Raw genomic sequence first — 13,103 nt, forward strand, 5'->3', positions numbered from 1 at the left:
CTGCCTTTGAATGAATAGTGTTAATAAGGTTCGCGAACCTGGGTTCGATCGCCAGGGTTCGACAACCGGGAGCTCAGCGCGCGGCGGGACGGCGCCGGGTCGCTTCTTTCAGGAACAGCCAGATAAAGCCCATGTCGTCGATGAAGTAGCGGCGGAACATGCGGCGCGGCTCCTGCAGGAAACGGTAGAACCACTCGAGCCCGCTTTTCTGCATCCACAGCGGGGCGCGCTTGACCCTGCCGACGGCGACGTCGAAGGTGCCGCCCACGCCCATCGCGAACGGAATCTTCATCTGCGCCTGGTACTGGCCCAGGAAATGTTCCTTTTTGGGCGAACTGATCGCCACGAACAGCAGGTCGGCCTTGGCGGCGGCGATCTGTTCGACCACGCCCGCTTCTTCTTCGGGTTTCCAGTAGCCGTTGCGGTAGCCGGCCAGGGTCATGCCGGCGTATTTTTTCTCGTAGATGCGCTTGACGTCGGAGACGACTTCCTCGCGCGCGCCGAGCAGGTAGACGCGCCAGCCTTTTTCGGCGGCGCGCTTCATCAGCGCCTCGAACAGGTCGACCCCGGCCACGCGCTCCTTGAGCGGCTTGCCGAGCAGGCGCGCGGCCCACACCACCGGCATGCCGTCCACGTTGATCAGCGCGCATTCGTTGATGATGCGGCGCAGTTCGGGATCGCGGTTGGCCTTGACCAGCTTGTCGACGTTGACGACCACGTGCTGGTGGGGCGTGCCGGCGGCGATGAAACCTTCCACTTTTTGCAAGGTTTCTTCCATCGTGAGGTTGTCCATCAGACAACCCATCATCTCGATACGCTCGTTCACGCCACTTCCTTGTTCACGAGTTCCGTGGTCAGCACCGCGACGATGCGCTCGGCGGCCTTGCCGTCCCACAGGTGCGGACGGCGGCCCTGTTTGCCTTCGCCGCGCAAGACCTTGCGCGCCTCGGCCACGATGCGCGCCGGATCGGTGCCGACCAGCACGTTCGAGCCTTCGTCGACGGTGACCGGGCGCTCGGTGTTTTCACGGATGGTGATGCAGGGAACGCCCAGGGCGGTGGTTTCTTCCTGCAGGCCGCCGCTGTCGGTGAGCACCACCGCCGCGTCCTTCCACAGGTTCAGGAAAGCCATGTAGGCTTGCGGGCCGACCAGGGTGACGTTCGGTCCCAGGTCGATGCCGAAGCTGTCCAGATTGGCGCGGGTGCGCGGATGCACCGGGAACACCAGCGGCAGCTCCTGCGCGATCTCGCGCAGGGCGCCGGCCAGGCTGCGCATCATGGCGGCGTCGTCCACATTGCTCGGGCGGTGCAGGGTCACCACGCCGTAGCGCGCGCCGCCGGCGCTGCGCGCAGCCTTGATGGCGCTGGTTTCGTAGGCGGAGGTGTCGGCCGCGTCCAGCTTGTCGGCCTGGAACAGCACATTGTCGACCATCACATGGCCGACGTAATGGATCGCCGCCTCGGCCTTGCCTTCGCGCCGCAGGTGGGTCACGGCGCTCGGCTCGGTGACGAAGAACCAGTCGCTGATGCTGTCGGTGACGAGGCGGTTGATTTCTTCCGGCATGCCCATGTCGCCGCTGCGCAGGCCGGCTTCGACGTGGGCCACGGGAATGTTGAGCTTCTTGGCGGCGATCGAGCAGGCCAGCGTGGAATTGACGTCGCCCACCACCAGCACGGCGGCCGGGCGCTCGGCCTGGCACAGTTCTTCGAACGCGACCATGATCTTGGCCGTCTGCTGGGCATGGCTGCCGCCGCCGGCGCCCATGAAGATATCGGGCTGGGGAATGCCCAGTTCTTCGAAGAAGACATCGTTCATCTCGCGGTCGTAGTGCTGGCCGGTGTGGATGATCTTGAAGGTGAGCGCATCCTGCTGCTGCAAGGCGCGCACGATCGGCGCGATTTTCATGAAGTTGGGTCGAGCACCGGCAACCAGATAGATCAGTGGCATAGTCATCCAGATTTATAAAAAAGGCAATTATAATCGGAAAGGCAAATCCGTTGTCTGCACATTATCGAATGTGCGCGCCCGCTCAGCAAGCGAGCGTCTCGCCCAGGGCCAGTTCGACGTTGTCGACACGCATCACGAAGCGGTGCTTGCCGTTCTTGATGGCAACAAAGGGCTGGTTGACGGCGAAGCGGACGCTGTCGAAGGCGAGCGCGGCGGCAATCCGCTCGAGATACGGCGGATGGGCGAAGGCGGCATCGGCGCAATGGACGATGACGACCAGTTCGCGCGCGTCGTAGACCACCTGGAATTCGCTGATGCGCCGGTCTTCGCGGAACAGATGGGTGAAGAACTCGGAATGGACGGTGTTGCCGGCCTGGTCTTCGACCAGGTCGTTGGCCCGTCCGACCACGCTTTTAATCAGCGGAAAGCCACGGCCGCAGGGGCACGGCGCCGGCGCCATCTCGACCAGGTCGCCCGTGTCGTAGCGCGGCAAGAAGAAAGCGTCGTTCGACAGGTCGGTCGAGACCAGGCGCCCGCCCGGCAGCACTTCGAAATACGAGCGCTCGGTAATCAGGTGAAAGCCGCTGCGCCGTTCGCACTCGTAGGCCGAGACGCCGGCATCGTTGCAGCCGTACTGGCTGAAGCACGGCACCCCGAACGCCTGTTCGATGGTCTCGCGCATGGCCGGGGTGAGCACTTCGGCGGTGCAGACCACGCCGCGCAGCCGGAATGGCGGGCGCCGGCCCGATTTGTTGATGTGCAGCGCCAGCTGGTGGATGGCCGAGGCGTAGCCGTACACCAGGCGGCAGCGCTGGCGCGCGATGTCGGCCGCGTAGGCGTCGAGCCGGGCGGCGCTCATGTCGAAGGCCGAATACATGCGCACGTTCATCAGCGCGTAATAGATCTTTTGCTTGTAGCCGGTGCCGAACAGCGCGGTGCCGGCGATGAAGGCGACCGGTTCGCCCAGCCGGTAGCCGGCCACCCGCCAGCTCAGCAGGATGGCGGCCCACAGGTAGGACTGGGCCTTGACGCCGGTGGCGTAGACGAAGGGTTCGCCGGTCGAGCCGCCGGTCTTCTTGTTGACCACCTTGCCGCGGTAGTCCGGGTTGACCAGGCCCGCGCGGTTGGCGTTGGCGAAGGCCTTGTCGATCACGGGGAACTGGGCGAAGCCGCTCAAGCGCGCGTACAGCGGACTGGCCTTGCGCACCAGCTCGACATAGGTTTGCAGCAGGGCCTGCTGGCGCCGCTGCAGGTCGGAGGGAGACGCGAACTGAATGGCCTCGAGTTCGTGCAGGATGGACACCGTGCTGGTGCGCCTGATCAGGTCGATCAGGCCGAAACGCAAACGCCCCACCACGCTGTGTACTACCGATCCTTCACCCCCCATTGTCCGCCCTATGCATGATTAGTTGACTGTCACATCCTGGTCGGTCACCGAGATGACTCGTCCGCCAACCGTAATCTTAGCACTTGTACCACTAAAAGTGATGTCCGGTTTAACAATCAAGCAATTCGAACGCAGCACCGAGACGAAAAAGCCGCGGTTCTTGGCCGTCGAATAGTTAAATTTGTTCCAGAAATGCGGCCCCGCCGGCACCGACGGCGCCGGCGTGTAGCCGACCGAGGCGCTCATCGCAAAGGCGTCGGGCGAGGCGACCGTGCCGCACATCTCGGCCGGCGCCAGGTCGGCGCGGAAGGCGGCCGCCGTCCCGCTCAAGGGCACCACGGTGTGCAGGTTGTACTCGTATTTGCGCGGCGTCGCGCTGTTGAGCTGGTCGATCGTCACCAGGGTCGACGGACGGATGAAGACCACGGTGCGCTTCGCCTGGCTCAGCTTGCCCGCGTAGGCGGCGCTGGCGTCGCCGGTGGTGATGTCGTAGGCGGCCGTCTGCAGGAACTTGGTCAGCTTGCCGGACGCGGCGCGGTCGCCCAGGCCGCTGGCGCCCAGGTACTGGCCCTGGCCGCCGTCGAAGGTGATCGCATTGTGCGCCTTGGTCTGCTTGTAGTAGTCGCGCCAGTGCGGCGAGTTGTAGTAGTCGTAATAGCCGCTGTCCATGGCCAGCACTTTGCCTTTCGAATACATGACAAAGCTGTTCTGGTCGGCGTGCGAGTGGTTCACCGAACCGAAGGGGCTGCTCTTGAAGAACACCGAGGTGCGGCTGCGGTCGGTCAGCGAACTGTGCATGGCGGCCCAGCCGATCGCCGGGAAGTAGGCGCCGTTCGGCTGCGTGGCCGGCAAGGTGACCGGACCGATGTATTCGCGCGGGCTGAGCAGGATGTGCAGGCGCGCATAGTCTTCCCCGCTCTGCTGTTTCACGTACCAGCGCGACAAGGTGGTGTCGGAGCGGTTCATGATGGCCTTGCCGAAGCGGGCCCAGTCTTCGATCCGGTTCACTTCGGCGCCATCGCCGAACACGCCGACCGGCACGCCGGGCGGCAGCGCGTAGGCCATGAAGCGGGCGAATTCGGCCAGCCAGGGCTTGCGGTAAAACGGCACGTCGAGCACGCGCTCGATCAGGTCCCACATCACCAGCGATTCGCCGGCATCCCAGCTGGCGTAGCTCGAGCCGTTGGCAAAGCCGCCGTCGTCGCCGCCCCACGGGCTGGTGCTGCTGACATACACCGGCAGCGCGGTGCGCAGCCAGGCGTGGGTCTCGGGCATGTCGCCGCGCACGATCAGCAGGGCGCCGACGAATTTGCCGAGGGCATTAAAGGCGATCCCGTTTTCCGGATACAGCTTGACCGTGTCGGCCACCTTGTTCAGGCCCGAGTTGCCGCAGGCGATCAGGATATCCTTGACCATCTGCTTGTCGGCGCTGGTCATGGCCGGATAGGCAAAATCGTAAGTGAGGGCGTAGAACCAGGCGTAATCGCGCGTTTCGGAGACGTCGCCGGCGCATTTGCGCGCCAGGATGCCGGGCGCAAATAGCTGCATGCGGGCCCGCATTTCGGTCAGGAACCAGGTATTCTTGGTCATATGGTAGGCCACGGCCGCCTCGGCCATGCCTTCCAGGATGCGGTCCTGCTGCCACCACGACTCCATGCGCACCGCCGTGTTGGTCGAATTGATCTGGGTCTTCAGGGCGGTGGTGACATTGGCCACCGAATTGCGCTGCAAATAGCCGGTCAGGGCCACGATCGACGAGGCGCGCTCGGCCTTGGTGGCCGCCACGATGCCCAGGTAATCGGGCTGGCCCTTGAACAGGCGCGGGTGGCCCATCGGCGGGGCGGCGTCGAATTTGTCGATCGCCGTGGTCAGCGACGGTGCGCTCAGGGCGTTGACTGTGGCCGTCAGTTCGGCGGCGGTAAACCGCGGCGTCGTGGTGGTGAAATTCTGGGCCGAGGCGGGCAGGCAGAAGGCCGCCGTCGCCAGGGAAATAACGCTTACTAATTTTATCATGCTGCCAACTCCTCATAACGGTGTCGAAGACGTCGCAAGACTGTCTCGACCATGTACTCGGACTTGACACGCACAAGTCCGCGCTCGGAGATCGTATCCGCCAGGATATTATCGTCCAAAATGCGCAAAATTGAGGCAGCCAATTGGGGTATATTGCCGACTTGGACCAGAAAACCACACTTTCCTTGATCCAACATCTGTGGCACTGCGCCAACATCGGTGGCGACCACAGGAACACTTGCCATCATGGCTTCCAAAATTGACATCGGCATCTGTTCCTTGTGCGATGGCAGCACGAACAGCGCCGCTTCGGCCATCAGGACCGCGCGCGCGCCGGCGTCGACCCAGCCCGGCAGGTGCAGGCAGTGCGCCACCCCCAGTTCGGCCGCCAGCGCGCGCGCGCCATCGGCGTCGCCGTCGCCGGCCAGCACCAGGCGCGCGTCGGGCGCCCGCGCATGCACGGCGGCGAAGGCGCGGATCAGGTCGAACACGCCCTTCTTCTCTTCCAGCCGTCCCAGGAACAGCACGCTGCGTCCGGGCCGGCGCGCCAGCGGCGCGCTACTGGCGATCGGGTTGGGAAACACCTCGACCTGGCCGAGCCCGGCGCGCGTGCGCAGCCAGGCCGCCGAGACCTCGGTCAGGGCGAAGGCGGCCGCGGCGCCGCCCAGCAGCGCCAGCGCCAGGCGCTGTCGCCGGCCGGACAGGCGCACCTCGACAAAATCGATGAACTCGCCGCCGTGCAGGTGCAGCAGCACCGGACGCCGGAACAGGCGCGCCGCCGCGATGAAGGCCGCCTTGCGCCAGAAACTGACCCCGGAAGCCAGGTGCACATGCAGCAGCGCAACGCGCCCCAGCACCAGCAGCCCGAGGAACTGCAGCAGCGCGGCGCCCGCGCGCGCCGCCTTGCGCAGCGCGCCGCCGTCGACGTGGGTGGCGATGAAGCGGCAGCGCCCGCCCTCCTCGTAGCCGTGCGCCAGATAGGTCTGGACCACGCTGGCCATGCCGCCGCGCGCGGCCGGCGACGGTCCGATCATGATCACCGACTTCATGGGGGCGGCCCGGCGCGGTCGTCGCGGTCGTCCTGGCCGGCCTGGTCGATACCGGCCGCGCCCAGGTAGCCCGACAGGTCGAGGCGCTGGATCAGCAGCTTGTGCTTGCCCGAGCCGGTGCGCGCGATGGCGTCGACGCGCACGATCTCGACGTCCAGCCCGCCCTGGGTCTTGGCCAGGATGCCGGCCGCCAGCGCGGCGCGCGCGCGCGCGGTCAGTTCGGTGTCGGACATGACCTTGAGGGTGGCGCGCCCGGGCGCGGACTGCTCGAACTGCATGCGGTCGGCGCTGGCGAGCTGCTCGAAGTGGGCCGCGCCGATGGTGCAGATCGACACCAGGCGGTGATCGCGGCACACCAGGAATTCCTGCAGGCGCCCTTCGATCCTGTCCACCACCGGAAAGCCCGGGCGCAGCGGGTTGGGGGCCGCGCTCCACATGGCCAGGTCGCCGGTGCGGTAGCGGATCAGCGGCATGACCCGGTTGTCGAAGCCGGTGGCGACGATTTCGCCGAGCACGCCCGGCTCCTCGATGGCGCGCCCGGCGCTGTCGACCAGTTCCACCTTGCCGTACAGGGGCCAGAAGAAATAGCGCCCGTCCTCGGGCAGGGAGATGGCCTTGACGGCGCGCTCGGAGTGGCCGTAGTCGAGCAGGACCGGGCAGCCGAATACTTCGCGGATCAGGTCGACCTGGTAATCGTAGACATTCTCGGAAAACAGCTGCACGGCCTTGATGCGGGCGCAGATCCCGGGCGCCGGATTGGCCTTGAGCCAGTGCGCCAGCGGCACCAGCGCCGAGGGAAAGGCGTGGATGACGGTCGGCTTCCAGCTGGCCATGGCGGCCACGTAGCCGGGCATGTACTGGGCCTCCAGGTGGTCCGACGACAGATGCAGGTAGCGCTTGATCGGGTCGTACATCCACAGCGCGCCGCCCGGCTTGCCGGCGCCCGGCACGCTGCGTCCGCGCAGCGCCAGGATGATGTCGCCGCGGCCGACCCCGGCGACCGTGTCGAACATGCTGTTATAGGCAAAATCCTTGGAGCGCGAGACGTATTTTTCCAGGTACAGCTTCATCGGCACCGAAGTCGAGCCGCCGGTAAACGCCATCAGATGGGTTTCCGGCCCCATCCGGGTGGACAGGTAGCGCGTGCTGTCGGCCTTGAGCGACTCCTTGTCGAGCAGCGGAAAGGCGGCCAGCAGGCGCGTGGCGTCGGCGGCGTCGCGCACCTCGGCCAGGGCGCCCTTCAGGCCGGCGTAGGCGGGCACGGTCTCGATCGCCCAGCGCAGGGTGGCCAGCAGTTTTTCGTCGGCGCGGCGGGCGGTCCAGGCCGGATCGCCGCAGCGGCCGATCTCGGCGGCGAATTCCTCGTACTTGGCGCCATAGCGCAGGCGCGTCGGCGCCAGCGAATACAGCTGGCCGACCGAACTCTTGACCCATTGCGGGGCCGCCGTATAAAACTTCAGGAAAGGATGGACAATGTCTTCAATCGGCATGCTGCTGGGCTTTCTGTGCTGTCGTGGCCGCGCCGGCGGCGGCGCCCGCGCCGGCCAGTCCACGGAAGATGGTCTCATAGCGGGCGATCATGTGCTGCACGTCGAAGCGCGCGCGCACCGACGCCAGCGCGCCCTGCCCCAGGCGCGCGCACAGCGCCGGGTCGCTCAGGCGGGCCAGCGCGGCGGCCAGCGCGCCGACGTCGCCGGCCGGGTACAGCAGGCCATTGACGCCGTCGTCGACCTGTTCGCGCATGCCGCCGACGTCGCTCGCCACCAGCGGCTTGCCGAGCGCCATGTATTCCAGGGTGGCGATGGGAAAATTCTCGTCGTGCGAGGTCAGGGTCATCACATCGCACATGCCGATGAAGGGCCGCACATCCTGCTGGAAGCCGGCCAGCACGACCGCCTCGCGCAGGCCGAGCGCGTCGATGCGGGCCTCGATCGCGGGCCGCATCACGCCGTCCCCGACCAGCACCGCGCGCGCCGCCACCCCGTCGCTGCGCAGGCGCGCCAGCGCCTCGAGCAGGTCGCCGTGCCGTTTCTCCTCGCGGAAAATGGCGCACAGGCCGATCACCAGCTCGTGCGCGCCGATGCCGTGGCGGGCGCGCAATTCGGCGGCCTGCCGCGCCACCAGCGCGGCCGAAAAATGGCCCAGGTCGACCCCGTTGTGGACCACTTCGCTGCGGCGCAGCCCGACCCCCAGCCTGGCGAAGAAACCGCGCTGCAGCTCGCTGATAAAGATGACGCAGCCGGCCATCCGGTAAAACTGGCGGTACACGATGAACCGCAGGCGCGCGCTGCCGCCGCGCCGCACCACCCCCATGCTGTGGCAGATAAAGGCCTGCGGCGGGCGGCGCCGCGCGCGCCAGCCGGCCAGGGTGGCGCACATCTGCGAATACTGGGAAGTGGCGACCACCAGGTCCGGGGCCAGCTGGTCGATCAGGCCGGCCAGGCGCGCCAGCGCGCCCAGGTCGACCCCGCCGCGCGAATGGCAGCAGACGATGGGCGACACCCCGCCCCGCTCCAGCTCGGCGGCCAGTTCATCGGAATCCTTCAGGTAGGCCACGGCCACCCGGTGGCCGCGCTGCGCCAGGCCGGTGGCCAGCGCCACCAGGTGGCGTTCGGCGCCGCCGAACTTGAGCTGGTCGGCGACGAACAGGAGTGTCATTGGCGTCATCTGGGTTGTCAAACAATCATAGTCAAGGTTGAGGCGCCCGCCGCGGCGGGGCCGACAGCGGGTTGGGGCCGCGCCACGCGGGCCGTGTCAGGCCAGGCCGCGCCGTGTCAGGCCGGGCCGCGCACGATGGCCAGCGCGATCTGGGCTTTCAGGGCGGCCGCCACGCGCGGCGCGGCGAAGCGCTGGGCGACCGCTTCAGGTCCGCCCTGCTGCGCCGCGCCATCGAGTGCGGCCAGGCCGGCGCGCAGCATGCGGGTGACCGCTTCGATATCGTCCGGCGCGGCGCAGGCGTCGCTGCTGCCGGCCCACTCGGCGATCAGGTCGGCCGAGGTGCCCGGCGGCGTGATGCCCCAGACCGGGCGGCGCGCGCCGATGTATTCCACCAGTTTACTCGGCAGGAACACGCTGGGCAACTTGCTGGGCGCGTCGATCACCAGCAGCGCGTCCGCGTCGCGCGCCAGCTGCAGCGATTCGCGGTAGCCGACCTGGCCGCGCATGCGCACCAGGCCCGCCGGCAGCGCCTTGTAGGCGTCCGATGCGAGCAGGTTGGGCGAGACGTGGCCGACGAATTCGAAGGCGACCGTGTCGAGCGCGGCCGGCTGGCGTTCGAGGATGCGCGCCAGCGCCGCGAACAGCGGCTCGGGCGAGCGGGCGCCGTAGCAGGCGCCGATGTGGCGCACCACATGGCGGCGCATGCCGGGACGCGCATCCGGCCCCGCCGCCACGGCCGCGGCCGGGCCGGCGAAATTGTCCATGTCCCAGGCGTGCGGCAGCACGGCGGCGCGCGCGCGCCAGGCCGGCGGATACTTGGCCATCACCAGCTCCAGCGTGCGCTGCGAGGTAAACAGGACGCGGTCGGCGTGCCTGATCACGCGCCGCTCGAGCGCCGCGTTGACCCGGTGCTCCAGCCAGGTGTTCGGATGGAAGGGATTGTCCGACCAGGGGTCGCTGAAATGCGCCAGCCACGGCAGCCCGGTGCGGCGTTTCAGCTGCAGCGCCAGCAGGTGGTCCGACATCGGCATGCCGAAGCTGACCAGGACCTCGCTGCCGCTGGCCGCGATGCGCTCGAGCGCCGGTGCGAGCGCGCGGCGGCGCCACGGACCGAGGCCGTCGGGAATGGTGTTATACAGCGGCAGCAGGCGGCGCGCGACGCGGTGCGCGAAGCCCTTGAAAAAGGTGCCGGGGCTGGGCACGCACAGCGAGCCGATGCGTTCGAAGAAATCCGGATACTGATCGTAGGCGTCGGAAAACTGCGGATCGCTGCCATGCAGCAATTCGACCCGCGCCTCCAGGTGGTACAGCTGGCGCCCGATCTGGATCGCCTGCGGGGTCAGCTTGGGCGGCGCGTAGTAGCAGATCGCAAAAATCTTCAAGCGCGCTCTCCGAAGCCGGCCAGGGTGTCGAGGATGCGCAGCGAGGCGTGGCCGTCGCCGTAGAAATTGCCGCCGCTGCCGTCGCGCACCTCGCTGTCGAGCAGGCCGGCCACGGCCGCCACGATGCGTTCGCGGTTGGGGCCGACCAGGTGCACCATCCCGGAAGCGGCGCCTTCCATGCGCTCGGTGACGTCGCGCATGACCACCACCGGCTTGCCCAGGCTGGGCGCTTCTTCCTGGACCCCGCCGGAATCGGTGAGAACCACGCTGGCGTTGATCATCATCGCCACGAACGGCAGGTAATCGAGCGGCTGGCACAGCACCAGGTTGGCGAAGCCGGCCGGCACCAGGTAGCGCTCGACGGCGCCCCGCACGGCCGGGTTCGGATGCACGGGGAAGACGAAATCGATGGCGGGATAGCGCGTGCACAGCTCGGCGATGGCGGTGCAGATCGCCTCGAAACCGGCGCCGAAGCTTTCGCGGCGGTGCGCGGTGACCAGCACGAAGGGGCGGCGCGGGCCGATGAAGCGGTTCAGGCCCTGCGGCTCGAGGGCGGCGGCGACCTGCGCGCGGCAAGCCGGATCGGACTGCAGGCGTTGGCGCACCAGGTACAGGGCGTCGATGCCGGTGTTGCCGGTGACCAGGATGCGTTCTTCGGCAATGCCTTCGCGCAGCAGGTTGGCGCGCGCCGGCGCGGTCGGCGGGAAGTGCATCTCGGCGATGGCGCCGACCAGCTTGCGGTTCATCTCTTCCGGGAACGGTTCATAGATATTCCCGGTGCGCAGGCCCGCTTCCACGTGGGCCACCCTGGCCTTGGCGTAGAAGGCGGCCAGCGCGCCGACGAAGGCGGTGGTGGTGTCGCCCTGCACCAGCACCCAGTCCGGGCGCACCTGGTCGAGCACCGGGGCCAGGCCCTCGAGCACGCCGGTGGTCAGGCCGGTCAGGGTCTGGCCCGGCTTCATCAGGTTCAGGTCGAACTCGGGCACGATGCCGAAAAAGGCCAGCACGCTGTCGAGCATTTCACGGTGCTGGGCGCTGACGCAGACCACGACCTCGAAGCCGCCGTGGGCGCGCGCGGCCAGCACCACCGGCGCCAGTTTGATGGCCTCGGGACGGGTGCCGAAGACGAAGAGCAGTTTTTGAAGTGCGGGCATGATGGATCCTGGGAGGGTTAATCGTGTTTGGTCGAAGAGGGAGAAGCGGCGGCCGGCGCCGGCGCAAGGAACAGGGCGCGCGCCTCGGGCAGCACGCCGACCAGCTTGAGCAGGGCGGCATAGGCAAGGGCGAAGGCGGCGCCGATCAGCACGGCTTCGGGCAGGGCCGCGCGCACCAGGTCGGCCGCATCGAGCAGCGCGGCCAGCGCGCCGGCGCCGAGGCAGGCGGCCAGGATGCGCAGCAGCGCGCCCCACTGCTGCAGGCGGCGCAGCGGCACCCCGGTCACGCGCGCGACGCGCCAGAAGCTGAAAGCGTTGCCGGCGGCCAGGGTCAGCACATTGCCGAGCGCGGCGCCGGGCACGCCGAACAGCAGCGCGCCGGTGACGCCGGCGGCCAGGCTGACCAGCAGCAGGCAGGCGTCGGCGGCCAGCAGGAAGCGGCCCTGGTTGAGCACCACCGTCAGCGTGCTGACCTCGACCGCCACGCCCAGCAGGGCCAGGCAGTTGATGCGCATGACGTCGGCGGCGAGCAGGTATTTGTCGGTGTAGACCACGGTCACGATGTGCACGGCCAGCACGGCCGTGAGCATCAGGGTCGGCAGCAGCACGAAGGCGCTGGCCAGGTTGGCGCGCTGGTTCAGGCGCAGCATGCCGGCCTGGTCCTTGTTCGATTCGAGCGCGGACAGGCGCGGCGCGATGGCGTTGCTGACGCTGTTGCGCACCAGGGCGACCACCGGCATGATGACGGCGCCGATCGAAAAGGCGGCGAAGACGGCGGCCGGGAACATGGCGGCCGCGACCCACTGGTCGGCCTGGCCGCGCAGCAGGAACAGGGCCGAGGCCAGGCCGAAGGGCACGCAATACACCAGCTGGGTGCGCAGGGCCGGCATCTGCAGCGGAAACACGCGCCAGCCGTAGTGGCGCCCGATATGCAGCAGCACCAGCGCCACCTTGATCGCGGCATAGGCCACCAGGGCGCCGAACACCACGTCGGCGCGTCCGGACCAGGCGGCCGCGCCCACCATCAGCACGCGCAGCACGGCCAGCGCGACGATGGTTTTGGCCTGGCCGGCCACATCCCCGCGCGCATTCGGCAGGAACTCGATCAGGTTGGCCGCCACCCACAGGGTCAGGAAAGCAGGCATGAACCAGGCCGCGCTGTGCATGGCGCGCAGGCTGTCCGGCAGCAGCGGATTCCACGGCCCCAGCGCCAGGCCGGCGCAGGCGCCGCTGAACAGCAGCAACAGCAGGGTCTGGTGCACAAAGGGCGCGCGCGCCTGCCCTTCATGGCGCGGCAGAAAGTAGAACAGGCTGCGCGGCAGCGCGAACGGCGCGATCGCCATGGCGGTGCCGATCGCCAGCCAGGCCAGGCGGTAATCGGCGAAGGCGCTGGTCGGCAACAGGCGCACCAGCGCGATCGGCATCAGGAATTGCAGGCCGAAATCGAGCATATTGGCGGCGGTCAGGGTGATCGCGCCGCGCTTCAGGCTGGCGCCGCTCATCGCAGGCCCCC

Annotated in this window: 10 protein-coding genes; all 10 read right to left on the minus strand. The window is 67.9% G+C overall.

Annotated features, from left to right (window positions below):
* Positions 1–73 precede the first annotated feature (73 nt).
* Positions 74–826, minus strand: coding sequence for a WecB/TagA/CpsF family glycosyltransferase (locus EJB06_RS20650; protein WP_229427184.1), 753 nt, complete (start codon positions 824–826; stop codon positions 74–76).
* Positions 823–1,947: a non-hydrolyzing UDP-N-acetylglucosamine 2-epimerase gene (gene wecB, locus EJB06_RS20655; protein ID WP_126075908.1), complete on the minus strand. Its 1,125-nt coding sequence runs from the start codon at positions 1,945–1,947 to the stop codon at positions 823–825. The genes EJB06_RS20650 and wecB (EJB06_RS20655) overlap by 4 nt, the downstream gene beginning before the upstream one ends.
* Positions 1,948–2,029: 82 nt before the next feature.
* Positions 2,030–3,304, minus strand: a complete 1,275-nt coding sequence (locus EJB06_RS20660; protein WP_164557978.1) for a phenylacetate--CoA ligase family protein — start codon at positions 3,302–3,304, stop codon at positions 2,030–2,032.
* Positions 3,305–3,352: 48 nt separating this feature from the next.
* Positions 3,353–5,347, minus strand: a complete 1,995-nt coding sequence (locus tag EJB06_RS20665; protein ID WP_126075910.1) for a heparinase II/III domain-containing protein — start codon at positions 5,345–5,347, stop codon at positions 3,353–3,355.
* Complete coding sequence (locus EJB06_RS20670; protein ID WP_126075911.1) at positions 5,344–6,396, minus strand: glycosyltransferase family 4 protein; 1,053 nt, start codon at positions 6,394–6,396, stop codon at positions 5,344–5,346. The genes EJB06_RS20665 and EJB06_RS20670 overlap by 4 nt, the downstream gene beginning before the upstream one ends.
* Positions 6,393–7,886, minus strand: a complete 1,494-nt coding sequence (locus EJB06_RS20675; RefSeq protein ID WP_126075912.1) for a phenylacetate--CoA ligase family protein — start codon at positions 7,884–7,886, stop codon at positions 6,393–6,395. Before EJB06_RS20675 ends, EJB06_RS20670 begins: the two co-directional genes overlap by 4 nt.
* Entirely contained in the window at positions 7,876–9,054 is a 1,179-nt protein-coding gene (locus EJB06_RS20680; RefSeq protein ID WP_164557979.1) for a glycosyltransferase, read from the minus strand. The genes EJB06_RS20675 and EJB06_RS20680 overlap by 11 nt, the downstream gene beginning before the upstream one ends.
* Positions 9,055–9,170: 116 nt before the next feature.
* A complete protein-coding gene (locus EJB06_RS20685) occupies positions 9,171–10,436 on the minus strand; it encodes a glycosyltransferase (RefSeq protein WP_126075914.1) in 1,266 nt (421 codons plus the stop codon).
* Positions 10,433–11,590, minus strand: coding sequence for a non-hydrolyzing UDP-N-acetylglucosamine 2-epimerase (wecB, locus tag EJB06_RS20690; protein WP_126075915.1), 1,158 nt, complete (start codon positions 11,588–11,590; stop codon positions 10,433–10,435). Before wecB (EJB06_RS20690) ends, EJB06_RS20685 begins: the two co-directional genes overlap by 4 nt.
* A 17-nt stretch (positions 11,591–11,607) precedes the next feature.
* The gene (locus tag EJB06_RS20695) at positions 11,608–13,092 is read right to left on the minus strand and encodes a lipopolysaccharide biosynthesis protein (RefSeq protein WP_126075916.1); all 1,485 of its coding nucleotides are present in this window, start codon (positions 13,090–13,092) and stop codon (positions 11,608–11,610) included.
* Between the last annotated feature and the right edge of the window lie 11 nt (positions 13,093–13,103).

Source organism: Massilia atriviolacea (assembly GCF_003953935.1).
Lineage (GTDB): Bacteria > Pseudomonadota > Gammaproteobacteria > Burkholderiales > Burkholderiaceae_D > Telluria_A > Telluria_A atriviolacea.

Bases quoted from the DNA above. Each gene is read 5' to 3' on its own strand.
- EJB06_RS20680 (WP_164557979.1), bottom strand. From the start codon at position 9,054: ATGACACTCCTGTTCGTCGCCGACCAGCTCAAGTTCGGCGGCGCCGAA.
- EJB06_RS20695 (WP_126075916.1), bottom strand. From the start codon at position 13,092: ATGAGCGGCGCCAGCCTGAAGCGCGGCGCGATCACCCTGACCGCCGCC.
- wecB (WP_126075915.1), bottom strand. From the start codon at position 11,590: ATGCCCGCACTTCAAAAACTGCTCTTCGTCTTCGGCACCCGTCCCGAG.
- wecB (WP_126075908.1), bottom strand. From the start codon at position 1,947: ATGCCACTGATCTATCTGGTTGCCGGTGCTCGACCCAACTTCATGAAA.
- EJB06_RS20670 (WP_126075911.1), bottom strand. From the start codon at position 6,396: ATGAAGTCGGTGATCATGATCGGACCGTCGCCGGCCGCGCGCGGCGGC.
- EJB06_RS20675 (WP_126075912.1), bottom strand. From the start codon at position 7,886: ATGCCGATTGAAGACATTGTCCATCCTTTCCTGAAGTTTTATACGGCG.
- EJB06_RS20665 (WP_126075910.1), bottom strand. From the start codon at position 5,347: ATGATAAAATTAGTAAGCGTTATTTCCCTGGCGACGGCGGCCTTCTGC.